The following is an 18,411-nucleotide window of genomic DNA, read 5'->3' on the forward strand; positions in this document are numbered from 1 at the left end:
TAATTATTCATCTTTATAAGTTATTCTTGATAAAATAGAAACCACACATGTTAAAATGGCAAAGCAAACAAGGCTAATAATAAACTCCCGACCAAATAAAAAATCTGAAAATTTCTGATTTATTCTTAATGTAGGAAGAAAAGTAAATAAATATGCAATACCAAAACCTGGAGCATAGCCAATTATTTTATCTATTATCTTAACAACAGTGTATATAAAAAAACCAACACAGAAAGGTGAGATAATCAATCCAACCACTCCAAACATTGACCAAGCTTGACCTAAGAAGTAAGAATTAGAGTTGACTATGTTTGTATAGTTATTATATATATAAGGAAGCACATCAACATCCGCGTGTTCAGGGTAAATACCGAACCTATTAATAAAAAACATCCCTTCCCATTGATATTTTGAACTCGGTTCAATTGAATTTATCATATGGTAAAATCCTTGATTTTGGGCTATAAAAACGCGTTCGTATATAATACTTAACAACCCATCAATATCAGATTCCATTGTGAATACATATGACAACACAAGAACTACAGTAAAAAATAAAATTAGATATAGAAAGTTTTTATATCTCCCAGTGAAAGCTAGATACATAAACGCAGCGATAAGGATTAAAAAAAGCACTTTACTTTTAATTATATTTAAGGACAGAAATACTGCAGAAAAAACAAACGATATAACAAGCGTCTTTTTACCCACGACTTTATGCTTTAAAAAACAATAGAATATGTAAAAGAACTGAAATGTCATCAGAAAATTTATAACTGGCGTTATATATTTAGGGTTATACTTACCAAAGTTATTTTGATATTCAACCCTCAGTAAATACGCTTCAGCGACCTTACCCTTAAGAGCGAGCAATAAAGGGCTTTCTGGTAATACAAAAAGGTAATAAAACACTGTAAGTGCTGATAGTAAAAGTAATATATTACACTTTTGCTTCGCTTTTACTTCATCATAATCTAACAATATAGCTTTTTGATAGTTCCTGGGGGGTGATATATAGACTAGCGCTATATTTACAAGAAATATCACTGCTATTGAATAAAGATACCAAAAACCAATGCGCTCTAGAACAAAGTAGTCAATACCTCGATACCGATAAGAAGAAAAATCAAAAAATGATATGAGCAAGACGCCAGGTAAAGAGAAAACAAAAATTTGAATTATGAAAACGAAACCTATTGGGTGAGCACCTTTACCAACTAGCTTGGTATTAGCATATTTAAAGGCAAGCATAACCAATATGAATATAAAAATTACAATCCAGAGCATTATACAGCTTTCTTTAAGTAGTTAATTATCTTATCTTTTATTTCTGAAGACTCAAGCACCAACATATACAATATGACAAAAAGAGCTTTCTTCCTATATAATTTAGTACCAATAAGAAATCTTAATCTTTTACTATCTTGTAGTTTCTTTGTCAAAGTAAACTTATTGAAGTTACTACTGAAGAAATCATAATCATCAATTATAATAAACTTTGTTGTTTTGGTTATAAACTTAGATAATCTATTAGAACTGAAAAGGTATTTCCTATCTTCCCAAAAATTTAATATTGATTCATAATCAACTTTCTTTCTTCCGTTTACTACTTTTACTGGAACACGATAAACAGATGTTGTTTTATTATTGTATAAAGCAATGAATTGACTTGAAAGGACATCACAAAAAAATTGATAATCCTGATGTCTTTTTAATCTCTCATCAAATTTAACTTTATCTGATAGTTTTTTTCTAAAGAAGAATGATCCTGTTTGAGGGGGAGAGATGAGTAACGCGTCAAATTTATTAGTCAGCCCATTAGCGTCAACAACTTTTCTTTCTATAAATTTCGATTCATATTTATAAAGCACATTAGAATATACAAAATCACACTTGGCTTCTGTTAAAAATGTCAAGTTCTCTTCTATGTGATTTTTCTTCCAACAATCATCTCCATCAATCAGCGCAATAAAATCACCCTCAGCTTTTTGCATTCCCTTATTTCGACTATAGGCACCATTCATATTATTTTTGTTACGAAAAACTCTAATATTCACGCTAGAGGATAACGCAATTTCTTCAACAATTGCGTTTAACTTTTCACTATCATCGGAACAATCATCAATAACAATTATTTCCTTTGGTGGTATACTCTGACTTGTAATACTACTTAAGCACTCTGCAATAAATTTAGAGTCATTGTAATAAGGAACAATTACTGACACTAGACCATTAGTAGCTTTCATCAAAAACATTCTCTACATATTTTTTTGCAATTAAACTAGGATCATGATAATTGTAAGCGTAATTTATACTCATCTCTTTTAATTCATCAAGATCTGTTCTTTTGATGAGCGCAGAAACAACATCAAAAATAACATCCTCGTCTTCAACTATGTCATAAACAGGTGCTTCTTCACCATTTGTAATTTTATCCCTTGCCTTTTCGTCAAATGAGGAAACTAATATATGACCTCTTAGCATAGAGTAGACACCATTCATTCCATATGAATTTGATTTGCACTGGTCTACAGCAATATCTACATTTAACATTAAATCTAGATACTCCTTTTGAGGCAGTTGATATGGTGAAATTATTTCCACATTATTATAAGTGTCTTGCACTTTTTGTAGCGCTTTTAGAATTTTATCGCTACCTTTGATTTCAGGCCGAGTGCGCCCATGCAATATTACAATACGATTATAATCTGTAACCTTTGGATTAATACGAACTTCAGGAACTTCACATGCGAGAGGTATGACTTTAGTTAACTTTCTCGCATAATATGTGCTTTTCCAAGCGAGTTCATAATCATACATTACTGGAACAATTTTCTTAACGCTCATCGCGCACAGATGGTGTGCTAGCTTATCTTTCCAAGTAGAATAAAAGTTAGGTCTTGGATACGATACTCCTGTATAAACCCACCTTTTTAAAATTCCCTTCTCACCAGCTTTTATATAAGCCCTGTCTGCTCCACATGCTAATAAATATGTTTTTTTTCTAAATAGAAAGAATATCAATATAAAAAAAGGCCCAGCATTTGCAAAACCCAAAAAGCTTGGGTTCATATACATTATTCGGTCATACTTTAAGAAAGTCGGGATTAATCTTAATAGTTCAAATATCTTTCCAATTTTATTTTTCTTCTTCAATGATATATCTACTGAAATATCTTTCCAGTTATCGCCTGTTGGACTAAAAACATCACAATCTAAACCAATTTCTCTAAATCCTTTTTTCAAAGAGCGCCCGAATCCACTGTACTCACCCCAAATTAGTATTTTCATAAACCTACCACATTATAAAATTTAAATTTCTCTTTTAGAAAAAATCGTTGTTTTAACTATGATAAACATCATAAAGTAATATATGACATAGTTTATGGCATAAGCATATGTAACACCAACAAGACCGAACTTTTCTACAAAAATCATTGATAACACTGTAAGTGACAAGGCAAAAAATATCTCACTTATTATATATTGCTTCATCATAGCTTTTGCTACAATCAGGTATGATAACAGCCAAGACGCTATTTTTAACACATCACCAACAAGTTGCCATTTAAACAGAACTAGCATTGGTTTAAATTCTTCAGAGAATAATAACCAAACAATAAAATCTTTTAATATAAAAATGATTACCGACAGGCATATGACTAACGGAATAATAATTTTATAACCTTGAATTAATTCTAATTTAAGTTCTCTTGCAGAATTTAGTTCAGACAATCTTGGAAGGTAGTAAGTACTCAATGCTGTTGTGATGACCATCAAATACATGGTCGATATATATGTTATTGCTTGCCAATACCCAGCATCATCCCAAGATAAGTTATCTCCAATATAATTCCGAATAATTAATGATGAAACCGGAATGGTGAAAGCAGTAACTAATGTCATTAGAGAATATTTCAGCAGTTTATTAGTATACAACTTACTGAAGTTTAGCCTTAATATGTCTCTATTTATCAAACTAGCCTTGTTATATTTGGAAATCATTATCACAAACACAATCGACTGATTGGTAACTAACGCTAAAAGTGCTCCATCAAGAGCAAAAAAGTAAATTAGCAAAGTTGTAGAAAATAACCCATATAAACTTTGGCTAATATTTATAGATATGTATTTCTTTATTTCTTTCTTGCCATTTAGTATCGAAAGGAACAGTTGATTGATTGTAAATAGAATTAATGTAAATGCTAAAACACTTATAACATAGGAATGATTTTTGGTTGAAAATATATATTCCGATAATTTTTCAGAAAATATAAACAAGAAAAAGCTAACCGTCACACTCGATAATAGTGTTATCGAAAAAGCGGTACTCCAGAGTACTTTTCTATCTTTCTCTTCTTTGTATTCTGCAGTATACTTCGTTACGCCTGTATTTATACCACCCTTGGCTATTGTTTGTACAACAGTAAGTGAATTCTGAAATTGCCCTATTAATGCCAAACCAGAAGGGCCGATAAACACAGATATAGCTTTATTAATAACTAAGCCAGAAATTAGTCGTATTGCAGTAGCTATTAGAGTTAAGAATGATGTTTTTATTAAGTTCAATGTTCTATTCTTTCAATAAAAGAAAAAGAAGACGTGTTCACGTCTTCTTTATATAAGCTCAGAATAAACTAACTTTTAAAGTTATTTATTGCCTCGACAACAGCTGTTCTCTCTTGCTCACTCAAGTAAGGCGACATCGGCAATGACAGCACTTCATTTTGCAACTGCTCCGTCAGCGGCAATAACAGATGACTGAACTCTTTATAAGCCTGCTGTTTATGCGGCGCTATCGGGTAATGTACTTGTGTCTGAATACCATGCTCTGATAAATGCTTAACCAATGCATCTCGGTGTGAAGTTCGCACCACAAACAAATGCCATACATGTGCCTCAGGCTCAGCTACTTCCGGTAAGATAATATTCGGGTTGTTGATTTCACGTAAGTAAAATTCCGCCAACTCCTGACGCGCTTTCGTCTGCGCTGGAAGGTAGTTCAGTTTCACTGACAACATCGCCGACTGAATTTCATCCAAACGACTGTTCAATCCTTGATAAAGATTCTGGTATTTAACATGAGAGCCGTAGTTACGAAGGGCACGCAAAGTTTCTGCCAGCTCATCATCGCTGGTCGTAATAGCACCACCATCACCTAACGCACCTAGGTTTTTACCCGGATAGAAGCTAAAACCTGAGGCATCCCCCCATGCGCCAGATTTCTTACCAGCAAGTGTCGCACCATGAGACTGAGCGCTGTCTTCCAGCACGAGAAGATTGTGTTTTGTCGCCAACGCCATAATCGCTGGCATATCGGCTAACTGACCATACAAATGCACCGGCAAAATCACTTTAGTCTTTTCTGTAATCGCCGCTTCAATCGCTTCAGGACTGATATTGTGAGTCTGCTCATCCGGCTCCACAAACACCGGTAACAAGTCCGCTTCGGTGACCGCCAATACCGATGCGATATAGGTATTACCCGGTACGATAACTTCATCACCTTTGTTGATTTTTCCTAGCTCTCGCCAAGCCTTTAACGTCAGTGTTAAAGCATCTAGACCGTTCGCAACGCCTATACAGTGTTTAACACCACAGTAGTCAGCAAATGCTTGTTCAAACTTTTCAGTTTCCTTGCCAAGAATATACCAGCCAGATTCAATCACGCGTGCACAGGCTTGTTTCAATTCGTCTTCGTACTCGGAATTTAAGCGCTTTAGCTCTAAAAAATTAACCATTATTTTTCTCTACATAACGTACTATCTTGGCTGGGCTTCCAACCACAACCGCATAGTCTGGCACTGAACGGGTGACCACACTGCCTGCACCAACCATCGCATTTTTTCCGATGGTTATGCCTGGCAAAATTGTGGCATTGGCGCCAATGGAGGCGCCTGACAGGATTTTTGTTTTTGGAAATGCCTCTGGCCATACTTTTGAACGTGGGAACTTGTCGTTCGTGAAAGCCGCTGCTGGACCAATGAACACATCATCTTCAATTTCAATGCCATCCCAGAGGTAAACGCCACACTTTACGGTGACTCTATCTCCTAGGACCACATCATTCTCGATGAAGGTATGCGCACAGATATTACAGTCACGACCAATTTTAGCCCCAGCAAGGACCACGGCAAATTGCCAAATAGATGTCCCCTCGCCAATCGCCGATGAAGCAACATCACTGAGTGCATGAATTCGCATGGGCTACCTCTTTAAGAAATGTGTCATAGTCACGGATATAGTCGGCTTCATCGTATAACTCACTGGCTACGACCATCAGTACACAATCTTCAGAAAAGTCGTGCATCTCACGCCATTTTAACCCTTTGATGTGCAGTCCTACATCGGGAGAGGAAAGCGTCACTGTCTCTTTCGTGGTGCCATCATCAATGACGAAAGTCACGCTACCTTTCATACAGATAGCGACTTGCTCTAAGTCGTAGTGCGCATGAAAGCCTCTTGCTAAACCGCTTTGTGTATCAAAGATGTAGTAAATGCGTTTGATATCAAAAGGAATGTTTTTATGTTGCTCTAACGAGATTAATGAGCCTCGCTCATCACCCATTTTCTGAAAAGATATTAGCGATATATTCGACATTTATTCTTCCAATAACTCTAGAAGATAGCGGCCATAATCGTTTTTAGATAAGGCTTTTCCTGCTGCTTGAATGTGCTCTCGTGTTAACCACCCTCGGCGATACGCAATCTCTTCTAAGCAAGCCACTTTGTAGCCCTGGCGCTTCTCGATCGTTTCGACAAAATGCGCCGCTTCAAGCAAGCTGCCGTGTGTCCCCGTGTCTAGCCACGCAAAGCCGCGCCCTAGTACGTCAACCGTCAACTTCCCTTGCTCTAAATAAGCTTGGTTAATACTCGTAATTTCTAGCTCGCCACGATGGGACGGTTGGATGGTTTTGGCAATTTCCACGACGCGATTATCGTAGAAATACAGCCCTGTCACGGCGTAATTGGATTTTGGCTCGACTGGCTTCTCTTCAATCGATAGCGCTCGCATCTCGTCGTCAAATTCCACCACACCAAAGCGCTCTGGGTCTTTCACTTTATAGCCAAAGACCGTCGCACCTTCTGTTAATGCTGCAGCTTGCTGCAACTTCGGCGAAAACCCTTGCCCATAAAAGATGTTGTCACCCAACACCAAACATACTGAATCATCGCCAATAAATTCTTCACCAATGATGAAGGCTTGAGCTAAGCCGTCTGGGCTTGGCTGAATCGCGTATTGCAACTCAATGCCAAACTCTGAGCCATCACCTAAGAGGCGCTGAAATCCTTCCAGGTCTTCTGGCGTGGTGATGATCAAGATTTCACGAATACCAGCAAGCATGAGTACCGACAACGGGTAGTAAATCATTGGTTTGTCATAAACCGGCAGTAACTGCTTAGAGACACCGCGTGTAATAGGGTAAAGGCGAGTGCCCGAGCCACCTGCTAAAATAATGCCTTTCATTATTCGCCCGCTCCTAATCGCTCAAGACTGTATGAGCCATCAAGCACACGTTGCCACCATTGTGGGTTGCTTAGGTACCATTCGACGGTTTTGCGAATACCGCTTTCAAACGTTTCTTCTGGCGTCCAGCCAAGCTCTTGAGCGATCTTGGTGGCATCAATTGCGTAACGCACATCATGACCAGGTCGATCTTTGACATAAGTGATCAAAGATTCATAAGACTCGACCCCGGCCGGCTTGTCTGGTCGCAACTCTTCAAGCAAAGCACAAATGGTTTTCACCACTTCGATGTTGGCTTTTTCGTTATGACCACCGATGTTGTAGGTCTCACCGACTTCACCTTCGTTGACCACTTTGTAAAGCGCGCGAGCATGGTCTTCCACAAACAGCCAATCTCGGATTTGCATACCATCGCCATACACAGGCAACGGCTTGCCATCGAGGGCATTTAAAATCATCAGAGGGATCAACTTCTCTGGGAAGTGGTACGGGCCATAGTTGTTGGAGCAATTGGTGACAAGTGTCGGTAAGCCATAAGTACGTTGCCAAGCGCGTACAAGGTGATCGCTCGAGGCTTTTGACGCTGAATATGGGCTGCTCGGCGCGTATGAGGTGGTTTCGGTGAACAAATCATCCGTTCCCTCTAAATCGCCGTACACTTCGTCCGTAGAAATATGATGAAAACGGAATGCCGATTGGCGCGCTTCATCTAGGCTCGACCAATATTGACGGGCCGCTTCGAGCAGATGGTAAGTGCCCATCACGTTGGTCTCAATAAAAGCAGCAGGACCATCAATAGAGCGATCGACATGAGATTCGGCGGCCAAATGCATCACCCTATCAGGTTGATGCTCTGAAAAAACGCGGTCTAGTTCAGCTCGGTCACAGATATCCACTTGCTCGAAGTAGTAACGTTCACTATCTGAGACATCAACCAATGATTCTAGATTCCCTGCGTAGGTCAGTTTATCTAAATTGATGACGGTATCTTGGGTGTCACGAATGATATGTCGGACAACAGCGGACCCAATGAAGCCTGCTCCTCCAGTTACTAATATTTTCATAATTACTATATTATTCCTTTGAGTACTTTGGGGTTAGGCATATCAATTTGTAAGTTGTTTTTGCTTTCTATAAACATGCAGAACTAAAACAATAATACAACTAAGGAATCCACCCAAAAATGTTCCCAAAATGCATATAATAGCCCGACTTGGTTGTGTTTTTTCTTCTGGTACGACAGCGGGATCAATCACTTTAAATACAAATTCTTCTTGGACTTCAGCTAACATTAAACTTTTTGTTTGCTCCTCAATTAGCTTATAGAAAGTACTTTGCATATCTGCAATCGCAGTTTTTGAAAGCTGTTGATTCAAATATTCAAGATTCTGTGAGGTTTCGGAAATAGTTCGCTCTCGCATTACTTTATTTATATCTTGAACTATCCAATTGACCCACTCCTTTGCAATATATGGTGAATAGTGCATTATGGATACAGAATACAGCCCACTTTCTTTATCTTGTTTTACTTTTAGAACATTTTTAATGAAGGTTTCATATGCTTCCTGAGGTGAAGGTTTAGAGCCTCGCAATCCACTTGGTTCTCTTAGCCAAGTTGCAGAGCTTTCGTTGTAAATCCCATCATCAATTAAAAGCATGTTCGTTCCTAGATCCCAACCTTTAGCCGCCATAAGAGGTACTAAAAGATCATGCTTTTTAATAAACCCATCAACAAAACTACGAGACTTCATTACCTGGACGGCTAATTCTGTTTGATTCGAATCATGACCACCCAAATTTACTCCAGCTAAAGCTGCTAAGCCGCCAAATTGAGCTGCCATTTGGGATAAGTGGTTCCCTCCAGAGCTTTCTGCAGGAGCAAGTAACGTATCTGCTTTATATATGTTAGGAACACTCAATGCGTAGATAACAGAAGCTATAGCAAATGCAAGCGTTGTCAGACAGATAAATAATTTCTTGCTCCAAAGAACGTCAAAGATTTCTTTGAGGTTAATATCATCGTCAAATATATTTTTTGACAAAATACATACTCCATTAAAAGTGAAATGTAATACCTAACGTTCAAATTCACTCAAATAAAAAAACAAAGGTTACTATGGTAACCTTTACTATTCACCTACTATTTAAGAGCGTTTATCGCTACACCCGTTTGGTAAAGGATCTGCGTTGCCGCAGTCCAAGTGCTCAATGCATCACGGTAATCGGTGTCAATTGGCACAACAATTGTATCGCCAGCTTTTAACCCTTCTTTATTGTTTCCGAACCAATAACCTGATGAAGGCTTGTAAACAGAACCATCCGCACGTACTACAAAAATGCGGTCTTCGTCGGCTTGCTTTTTAGCACCACCCGCTTTATTCAGGTAATCATCGACGTCAAGTTTGTTGTCCAACAAGTAGGTAATTGGAACCTGAACTTCACCCATTATCGAAACGGTGTTTCGGAAAGTCGGAACAAAGAGGAAGTCTCCATCTTCTAACATAAAGTCTGCTGAGCGTTCACCCTTTAAGATACGGTTTAACTGTACCACCATACGGCCAAGTGCTTTGCTGCGACTTGCTTCCTCAACAAATGCTAGTGTTTTTTCTGGGTCTGAAATTACAGAACCTATATTACTATCGGCTCGGAACGTCTTCTTCGCTGTTTCTTTTCGCATATCTGCGGCGTATTGGTTTAAAAGCTTCTGCTCTTGTAAACGCAATGCTTCACGCGTAAATATTGCTCCTTGAGGGTGAGCAAACTCTGTCAGACCGCCAGCTCGATCCAATAACTCACTTAAGGTTTCACCTTGACGCACGGTATAGGTTCCAGGGAAACGAACTTCACCCTGTAAAGTGACTGTGCTTTGTAGCTTCACATTTGGCTTTTCTAGGATGTTCAAACGATCTCGGCCAACAATAATTGCATCGTCCGAAGCGCTGCCTTGGATTGCTTTACGCAAATCAATACGTTCAACATCAATATACGCACGCTCATCCGCACTATTAATCGTGGTTCGTGCTAGTTCTGCATTAATTGTAAATGCGTTGTAAGTCAAACCACCTGCTGCTTCAATAAGCGTTGATACCGTCATTCTTGGGGTGATCGGGTAGCGTCCTGGGTGCTTCACTTCACCAAAGACTTCAGCAACTTGAGGGGCTAGCCCCAAACGAGACTGTTGCTGAAGTTGTAACAACACAGGGGCAAGTAAAGTGCGACGAGTATTTTGCTTCAGCTTTTCAAAGTCTTCCTCTGTAATCTCTTTACCACGGAAAATGATTTTAGCTGGTTTCGCCTTCTCTTGGGCGTTCTGGTTGTTCAGCATACCGTTTTCTGAATGCGAAACGGCAACAGAAGAGCTCATCACTTCTTGCTCTTTCTGTTGTTCGAGCTCAGCTTGCTCTTGCGCTTGCTCCAATGTTTTTGCTTTTGAAACAGCCTCTTGTGTTGCCAATGTATCCAAGTCTTCGTTATTAAAGCGGTTGAAAACCAATATACGGTCCCGTGATTGTAACTGGAGGTTGTCTTGGCTACCTGGTGATAGAATCGCGTTGGCTAAGCTTAGTTGGAACACTTCAATATCACGTTGCGGATTAATCTCTCTTACCACAACGGCATAGTTAACATCAGCTGTTGAGTTAAAAGCTGAGTCAACAGATTTGAAAAGATCGGCAACACGAAGGCCATTGTGCCATTCCACATAGCCAGGATGACGAACATCCCCCCCTATCTGTACGTAACGAGTAAGCTCTTCGCTTTTTTTCAAGATCTTGATGGCATCGCCATTTTTAACTTTACTCTGTCGATCTTGCATTTTATTGAAATCAAGCGTCAAAGCCTCACGAGCGCCATGTGAAGCGTAGCGTTTTATCTCCAACTGCTCGACATGAGCATTCGCAGTAAAACCACCTGCCATCTGAATAAGTTGTTGGTAAGTTTCACCGGCCTTGACTTCATAAATTGCAGGGCGGTTGATTTCGCCTTCTATAGACACTGTATCGTTAACAGAACCGATTAAAACAACATCATCCGGAAGTAAACGCACATCATTACTTGCATCACCTTTTAGTAACAGATCATACATATCCAACTTACGAATGATTTTACCATCACGCTTTAACTGGATATCTCTCAGCGCTCCACTTTCACCAAAACCACCACTGTAATAGATGGCTTGTGATATTGTCGTTAATGCGCTAACCGTGTAGGCTCCCGGCTTATAAGCATCTCCCATGACAAACACTTGCATAGTACGTAGTTCACCTAATGAGATATCACTACGAACACCTATCATTTGTTCTTTTACACGTTGTGTTAGAGAGTCTCTAACATCGGAAAAGTGCATACCTGCAACATTTACCGGCCCAAGAGAAGGAAAGTTGATTGTACCTGCACGATTTACACGTAAGCGATGTGTTTCATTCTCCTTCCCAAACAACTGTACAATGATTTCATCGCCTGCTCCCACGGTATAATTGGCTGGTACAGGTACATCACTGATCGGAGCAAAAGTACTTGGAGAACCGGCAAAAAGCTCTAAACCAAAACGTTTTAACTCTTCCTGTTTGCCTTTTTTTAGCCATTGCTCTTCTACGTCAGAAGAGACAGCGCCACTGGATTCAGCCCTAGGTTTGATCACTTGCGGATTTTCGTAAGGAGACTTGTTTGAAGATGAACTAGAAGGAATGGAGAAACCATATTTACTCGCCAAGGCCTGTTGTTGATCGGCGGGCAGATTTTGAAACATTTTTATTTGTTCTGAAGTGGGTGTTTGTGCCATCGAATAAGACGCAAACGTACTTGCCAATATAAAAGCGGCAATAGAGAAATATCCTTTAAACATGGTATGTCACTATAATAATTGAATAAAAGACCCTAGCCCCAAGTTTGAGCTCTAGGTATTTAAATTAGAATCGGTGCTGAAAACCCAGTGTAATCGAGTTAAGGCGAACTTGGTCTTCAGAGACGTTATCAACGAACTCAAATATCACCGCGCTTTGGTTATTTAAAGCGTAGTGCATACCTAACCCAAAACTAAATCCTTGTTCTTTGTGAGAACCTACATTTTGTAGATCAAGCTGAACGCTTGAATATCCAGCTAAACCATAAAGTGCAACTCGCTCTGAAACTGGCATATTCAACTTAACAAAGCCACTCAAAACGCTATCAACAGCAAGACCACTGTCACGTTGAACTGATGTCCCGTAACGCCCTTCTAAGCCAATATAGTCATTAAAGAAATAACCAGCTTGCGCACTAAGAAGGAAAGGGCTCCCCTCTTTCACGGACTCAGAAGACGAGCTTTTCAATTCTGCATTTGAGTAGCTCACTAACGCACCAGCATAAAAATCTGCTGACGCTGAAAAAGAACTCAGGCTCAAGCCCAGTGCACTAAGTATTCCCAAACAATGCTGCTTTTTTATCACGTAAAAGTTCCTAGTACTGGTAATAATATGGACTGCTAAGACAAAGTTAAGCGTGCTATGCAGGCCAATAAATACTGAAGAGCTGGCACGCTACCGCCCTGAGGCGTTGAGCGTAAGCCACTGTATCGCTTTCTATATGGTGTAAGTAAAAACGACCTATTGACATCAAACCTCTAGTGCTGAAGGAAATAGGCCGACAAATTATGCACTCTTGATAGTTTATCAGCAAGCAAGGGAGCAAGATAACCGCACAATGTCACGCTGGTGTTAGAAATGAGATCGAAAGCCATGGCAAAATAAGAAACTATTTACATGCTAAGGCTTTTTTATCTAGAATATAATTTGGAGCATTTTTTATGCTACCAAACATCGATGTTTTATACCGGATACACAAGGATTAATAATGAAGAATACAGCTCTAGCTATTCTTATGGCTCTAAGCGCAACAACTGCATTTGCAGCAGAAGAAGCAGGCTCAACAGGCGCAGCTTCTGCGTCAGCAACTGGCACTACAGCTGTAGGTGTAGGCGCAGCAGCAGCGGTAACTGTAGTAGCAGTTGCAGCGTCAGATAGCGACTCAACATCTACTTCAACATCTACTTCTACTTCTACTTCTAACTAATTTCGTTTTGTAGAACAGAAGCCAATCGCCCTGATTAAGTCAGGGCGATTTTATTTGTAAGAGGGAACAATGAATATCTTCCGAATACCTAAATGGATACGCCAACTTCTCATTCTTCCACTACTCCTTGTACTCTTTGGCTGCACACAGAAATTCAATGATGTTTCAGCAACCGTCCAAGAAGCCTACGGTAACTACATCGATGTCGAGATGACACCAGAAGAAATCAATGCTATTCCATATGCTAGCGCCTATTTGAAACTTGGAAATCAAAAACAGGTGTTTGTTGTGTTAGCTTTTGCGGAACGAAACCGACTCAGCGGTAAAAAACAGCTAAAATGGGTAAGCTCCGATAAAGCGATGATCGTTACAGAGAATGGGCATATCGTCAAAACGATTGGTCTACAGAGTGGGGACTTAGCAGGTGTTTACGGTGACGTTCCAGATTTTTCTTTAGACTCAACCTCCGTCAACTACGCACTCTCATACGATTGGGCAACACAATACCGTTATGGCTTTCCTGCAAATATAACGCGTTCTTACTCAGGCCAAGAAACGTTAACAACACCTATTTCTAGCACTATGACCAACGTATATAAAGAAGTTGTTGAGTTTAGAAGTCTTTCTCAATCGGTCGAAAACTACTATTGGGTCAATGAACAGGGTCAGGTCGTTAAAACCTTACAACACCTAGGGCCAAATATGATTCCGGTTGAGTTAACTATTTTGAAGGAATATAGCAAATCATGAGCAAGCAACTACTCACATTATTCGGTTTGGTCATGCCGCTTTTGAGCATGCCTAGCTTCGCTCAAACAGAAACCTCTGCTATGCAACCATTAAATGTTGAATTGCTAGAAGCAGGCAAACGGCTACAATTTCAAGGGACGGCTCGTTTAGAAAGTGTGTTAGCACTTGCTAGGGAGCAAAGCGTCTCTCTGCAATATTCTCTTGGTACCACTTTGTTTGATAAATCGGAACACGCCGAGAAAACCTCTACCGCTTTAAAGAACTCGGTGCTCAATCAAATGATTCAACACAATTTGGTCGCACATCCATTCTACAAGTTCATTCAGAAGCAAAGCTTTGCACCACGCTTACTGTCTGCGATCGATGTTGATAAAATTCGACTAGATAAAATCGACAACCCACTGTTGAGCGGCGATTACCTGCTCGCTAGCCCTCTACGCGAAGAAAAAGTGTATTACTTAGGAAACCTAAGTAGCGTGTATTCCGTTAAGGCGCAAGCAGGCATCCCTTTGCAAAGACAAATAGAGAATTTGAAAAATAACATTGGTGCGTTATCAACACAGCCAGTGTTGATCTACCCAGATGGTCACGTAGTTAAGCCGCATCACGGAGCTTGGTTAACGACACAATACTACTTACCACCTCTGACATTGGTATATATTCCGTTTGGTGATCTTGAATACTCCGAAATGGACCAAGATATTGTCCGTCTACTCACTCAATTGATACCAAATTCCACAAAGAGACCACAATGATGCCAATTAGAAAAAGCTTAACCCTTTCTTTAATGGGCCCAGCATTGGTTTGGGCTCAAGACATGCCCTTTGAGGCTCCCTCTTTACAACCTTCTCAATCTAACTTTGGTGGTGTTGGCTTAATGCAGATGCCAACCGGACGTATGGCTCCTGAAGGGGAATTCAACTTTTCGGTAACAGGTAGTGATGAGTACCTTTTTTACAATGTAACTCTGCAACTCATGCCTTGGTTAGAAACAACCATCCGTTACACTCAAGTTAAGGACCTGCCTTACTCATCATCCTTCCCCGATGTTGATAATGAATACACAGACAAAGGGATAGATTTTAAATTTAGATTATGGGAAGAATCTGAATACATGCCAGAAATTGCCCTAGGTGTGAGAGACTTTGCTGGTACCGGCCTTTTTGATGCTGAGTTTATTGCAGCGACAAAACGATATTCTAATTCGAAATTAGGTACTTTTGATTTTACTTTGGGTATGGGTTGGGGCTACTTGGGAACCAGAGACAATATAACCAATCCATTTTGCAAAGCATCAGACAAATTCTGTGAACGTTCTGAAGAGTTTCTTGATTCTGGAGGAACAACTAATTTTGACAGAGCTTTCAAAGGGCCTGCGGCTTTATTTGGTGGTATAGAGTTCCAGACGTTGCACGCTCCTTTACGATTTAAAGTTGAGTACGACAGCAATGATTATTCTACAGACTATGCAGTTGTGGGGGCAGATGTTGATATGAAGCCCCACACACCATGGAACTTTGGTGTTCTCTACCGTCTAGGCATGGCCGATTTTCGTTTAAGTTATGAACGCGGCGATACTTTAGTAGCAGGCTTAACGCTAAACACTAATTTCAATGACATGCCATCATTCTGGCGAGACACACCAACCCCAGAAGTGGAAGATAACCAACCCAAAGAACTGTCTGATGTTGATTGGGAACGTGTAACAGAAGATTTAGACAAAATTGCTGGCTATCGAAACACGCGTGTTTATGTTGATAACAATACAGTAACTGTCGTTGGTGAGCAGAAAAAATATCGTGACCGTACAGAGGCACACGAGAAAGCGGCAGCTGTACTCCATAATGAAATGCCTGACGATATTGATACCTATGCGATCAATGAACGTAGCCGAGGCTTAGTCGGCGAACAAACGATTATTTCCAAAGAGAAATATCGCGACTTTGCCCAAGTTAATTACATCAATCCGAAAATAGAAGATGCAACCTCAAGGGCTACTACTAAACCAATGGGAGAATCTGTCTACGATGGTTTTGAACGTTTTGATTGGGGCTTTGCACCTAAACTAGTTCAAACTCTCGGAAACGCTGAAGATTTCTATCTCTTTAGTGTAGGGCTAAGCGGTAATGCCTCATATTGGCTGACGGACAACCTTGAAATTGGCGGTTCGTTATACTGGGATTGGTATAACAACTACGATAAGTTTATTTATGTCACTCCACCTGATGGCACTACTGTTCCTCGTGTTCGCACCATGTTCCGAGCTTACCAAAATGAACATGCTGTAACCATGTCAAACTTACAATTGACTTGGTTCCAAGAGTATTCCGATACGATGGATCAGCAATTCTACGCGGGCTATCTGGAGAGTATGTTTGCTGGAGTCGGTACCGAGTTTCTTTACCGTCCACAAGGAGCTAACTGGGCGATTGGCGCTGACGTCAACGTAATTTCTCAACGTGATCCACAAAGTTACTTCGGTGTTTACGATGAGAAATGGCAGAACGTTCCAGAATATGGACGTCCATTCCAAGTTATTGATAAAGGATTCACTGGTTTTGTATCTGGTTACTACTACCCTCAATGGGAATTCCTACAAGATTTGATGATCCAAGTCGATGTTGGTCAGTTCTTAGCTGGCGATGTTGGTACACAAATCAATGTTTCTAAGCAGTTCAAGAGTGGCGTAATTGCTGGCGCCTTTGCCTCATTTACAGACTTGTCTGCAGACGAATTTGGTGAAGGTAGCTTTACTAAAGGTTTCTACTTGTCGATTCCGTTTGACATCATGACCGTTAAGCCAAGTAACAATCGTGCGAACTTTAGTTGGCAGCCTCTTACTCGTGACGGAGGGCAGAAGCTCGGCCGCAAATACAGCTTAATTGAATTAACCGACGAACGAAACCCTTGGTACCAAAGACCTAACCGTTCGGATGTGGAATAATAAAGTAATCAAGGGAGCTGCGGCTCCCTTTTCATATCCAGATACTGAGTCATAGAAGACTAAAACCTATCTTCCTGCTTCCAATAGCGCTACTTTTCGTTTCTTGCTAGAATTCCTGAGAAAATTTTAATCTATGGTGGAAGTTCTATGATCATCGTAACTGGTGGCGCTGGCATGATCGGCAGCAACATTGTTAAAGCACTAAACGAAGCTGGTATTAACGATATCCTGGTTGTCGACAACCTAAAAAATGGCAAAAAGTTTAAGAACTTAGTTGATCTGGACATCACAGATTACATGGATCGTGACGACTTTCTGACCCAAATTATGGCGGGCGATGATTTTGGTCCGATTGAGGCAATTTTCCATGAAGGTGCTTGTTCTGCAACGACTGAGTGGGACGGCAAGTACATGATGCTAAACAACTATGAGTACTCAAAAGAGTTGCTTCATTACTGTCTAGATCGTGAAATTCCATTCCTTTACGCCTCTTCAGCAGCCACTTACGGCGATACAGATACTTTCGTTGAAGAACGCGAATACGAAGGCGCACTGAATGTATACGGTTACTCGAAACAGCAGTTTGATAACTACGTTCGTCGTCTATGGCAAGACGCTGAAGAACATGGTGAGACCCTTTCTCAAATCACCGGCTTCCGCTACTTCAACGTATATGGCCCACGTGAAGACCACAAAGGTAGCATGGCATCAGTTGCGTTCCACCTCAACAACCAACTTAACGCAGGTGAAAATCCTAAGTTGTTCGCGGGCAGCGAATCATTTAAACGCGACTTCGTTTACGTTGGTGATGTATGCAAAGTGAACCTATGGTTCTTAGAAAACGGCGTATCAGGCATTTTTAACTGCGGTACTGGCCGTGCTGAATCTTTTGAAGAGGTAGCAAAAGCGGTTATCAAGCATCATGGCAAAGGCCAAATTGAAACCATCCCATTCCCTGAGCATCTAAAAGGCGCTTACCAAGAATTCACACAAGCCGATCTGACCAAACTGCGCGCCGCAGGCTGTGATGTTGAGTTCAAGACGGTTGCAGAAGGCGTTGCCGAATACTTAACTATCCAAAACCGTTAAGCACCACGAGGTGGCAGAACCATAACCTGCCACCTTTACTCAAGTGCAATAGCCTGTATCATTCCTTAATATCTTTTTTCTCATTTAAACCACTTCGCCAGTACACGAATAG

General features: G+C 40.4%; 17 protein-coding genes. 5 read left to right on the forward strand and 12 right to left on the reverse strand.

Annotation, left to right across the window (positions count from 1 at the left end; all coding sequences use genetic code 11):
- Positions 1 to 3: 3 nt before the first annotated feature.
- From FKN16_RS08000 to FKN16_RS08055, 12 genes are all read right to left on the reverse strand, one after another.
- Positions 4 to 1,287 (reverse strand): hypothetical protein, encoded by a 1,284-nt coding sequence (locus tag FKN16_RS08000; RefSeq protein ID WP_064368930.1) that lies wholly within the window; start codon positions 1,285 to 1,287, stop codon positions 4 to 6.
- Positions 1,287 to 2,246 (reverse strand): glycosyltransferase family 2 protein, encoded by a 960-nt coding sequence (locus FKN16_RS08005; protein WP_170902440.1) that lies wholly within the window; start codon positions 2,244 to 2,246, stop codon positions 1,287 to 1,289. The genes FKN16_RS08000 and FKN16_RS08005 overlap by 1 nt, the downstream gene beginning before the upstream one ends.
- Positions 2,233 to 3,291, reverse strand: a complete 1,059-nt coding sequence (locus tag FKN16_RS08010; protein ID WP_145473320.1) for a hypothetical protein — start codon at positions 3,289 to 3,291, stop codon at positions 2,233 to 2,235. The genes FKN16_RS08005 and FKN16_RS08010 overlap by 14 nt, the downstream gene beginning before the upstream one ends.
- A gap of 21 nt (positions 3,292 to 3,312) precedes the next feature.
- Positions 3,313 to 4,569 carry an O-antigen translocase gene (locus FKN16_RS08015; protein ID WP_170902441.1) on the reverse strand — a complete coding sequence of 419 codons (1,257 nt, stop codon included), beginning with the start codon at positions 4,567 to 4,569 and terminating at the stop codon, positions 3,313 to 3,315.
- Positions 4,570 to 4,637: 68 nt separating this feature from the next.
- Positions 4,638 to 5,741 carry a DegT/DnrJ/EryC1/StrS family aminotransferase gene (locus FKN16_RS08020; protein WP_145473322.1) on the reverse strand — a complete coding sequence of 368 codons (1,104 nt, stop codon included), beginning with the start codon at positions 5,739 to 5,741 and terminating at the stop codon, positions 4,638 to 4,640.
- Positions 5,734 to 6,204: an acyltransferase gene (locus FKN16_RS08025; protein ID WP_047009430.1), complete on the reverse strand. Its 471-nt coding sequence runs from the start codon at positions 6,202 to 6,204 to the stop codon at positions 5,734 to 5,736. The genes FKN16_RS08020 and FKN16_RS08025 overlap by 8 nt, the downstream gene beginning before the upstream one ends.
- Positions 6,182 to 6,601: an FdtA/QdtA family cupin domain-containing protein gene (locus FKN16_RS08030; RefSeq protein ID WP_047009429.1), complete on the reverse strand. Its 420-nt coding sequence runs from the start codon at positions 6,599 to 6,601 to the stop codon at positions 6,182 to 6,184. Before FKN16_RS08030 ends, FKN16_RS08025 begins: the two co-directional genes overlap by 23 nt.
- A complete protein-coding gene (rfbA, locus tag FKN16_RS08035) occupies positions 6,602 to 7,468 on the reverse strand; it encodes a glucose-1-phosphate thymidylyltransferase RfbA (protein WP_170902442.1) in 867 nt (288 codons plus the stop codon).
- The gene (rfbB, locus tag FKN16_RS08040; protein ID WP_170902443.1) at positions 7,468 to 8,532 is read right to left on the reverse strand and encodes a dTDP-glucose 4,6-dehydratase; all 1,065 of its coding nucleotides are present in this window, start codon (positions 8,530 to 8,532) and stop codon (positions 7,468 to 7,470) included. Before rfbB ends, rfbA begins: the two co-directional genes overlap by 1 nt.
- A gap of 42 nt (positions 8,533 to 8,574) precedes the next feature.
- Complete coding sequence (locus FKN16_RS08045) at positions 8,575 to 9,510, reverse strand: Wzz/FepE/Etk N-terminal domain-containing protein (protein ID WP_212756479.1); 936 nt, start codon at positions 9,508 to 9,510, stop codon at positions 8,575 to 8,577.
- 98 nt (positions 9,511 to 9,608) lie between these two features.
- A complete protein-coding gene (locus tag FKN16_RS08050) occupies positions 9,609 to 12,311 on the reverse strand; it encodes an SLBB domain-containing protein (protein WP_170902444.1) in 2,703 nt (900 codons plus the stop codon).
- A 64-nt stretch (positions 12,312 to 12,375) separates the two neighbouring features.
- Positions 12,376 to 12,894, reverse strand: a complete 519-nt coding sequence (locus FKN16_RS08055; protein WP_029823601.1) for an outer membrane beta-barrel protein — start codon at positions 12,892 to 12,894, stop codon at positions 12,376 to 12,378.
- Positions 12,895 to 13,297: 403 nt separating this feature from the next.
- On the opposite strand from FKN16_RS08055, the gene FKN16_RS08060 reads away from it, so the two are divergent.
- The 5 genes from FKN16_RS08060 (at position 13,298) to rfaD (ending at position 18,299) form a co-directional block, all read left to right on the forward strand.
- Positions 13,298 to 13,516: a hypothetical protein gene (locus FKN16_RS08060; RefSeq protein WP_005379468.1), complete on the forward strand. Its 219-nt coding sequence runs from the start codon at positions 13,298 to 13,300 to the stop codon at positions 13,514 to 13,516.
- 69 nt (positions 13,517 to 13,585) lie between these two features.
- Positions 13,586 to 14,266, forward strand: coding sequence for a YjbF family lipoprotein (locus tag FKN16_RS08065; RefSeq protein WP_170902445.1), 681 nt, complete (start codon positions 13,586 to 13,588; stop codon positions 14,264 to 14,266).
- Positions 14,263 to 15,021 carry a capsule biosynthesis GfcC family protein gene (locus FKN16_RS08070; protein WP_145473329.1) on the forward strand — a complete coding sequence of 253 codons (759 nt, stop codon included), beginning with the start codon at positions 14,263 to 14,265 and terminating at the stop codon, positions 15,019 to 15,021. The genes FKN16_RS08065 and FKN16_RS08070 overlap by 4 nt, the downstream gene beginning before the upstream one ends.
- Complete coding sequence (locus FKN16_RS08075; RefSeq protein ID WP_170902446.1) at positions 15,018 to 17,210, forward strand: YjbH domain-containing protein; 2,193 nt, start codon at positions 15,018 to 15,020, stop codon at positions 17,208 to 17,210. Before FKN16_RS08070 ends, FKN16_RS08075 begins: the two co-directional genes overlap by 4 nt.
- Before the next feature lie 147 nt (positions 17,211 to 17,357).
- Positions 17,358 to 18,299 carry an ADP-glyceromanno-heptose 6-epimerase gene (gene rfaD / locus FKN16_RS08080; RefSeq protein ID WP_048626024.1) on the forward strand — a complete coding sequence of 314 codons (942 nt, stop codon included), beginning with the start codon at positions 17,358 to 17,360 and terminating at the stop codon, positions 18,297 to 18,299.
- The last annotated feature ends 112 nt before the right edge of the window (positions 18,300 to 18,411 follow it).

This window comes from Vibrio sp. 11-4(1) (assembly GCF_013048625.1).
Lineage (GTDB): Bacteria > Pseudomonadota > Gammaproteobacteria > Enterobacterales > Vibrionaceae > Vibrio > Vibrio diabolicus.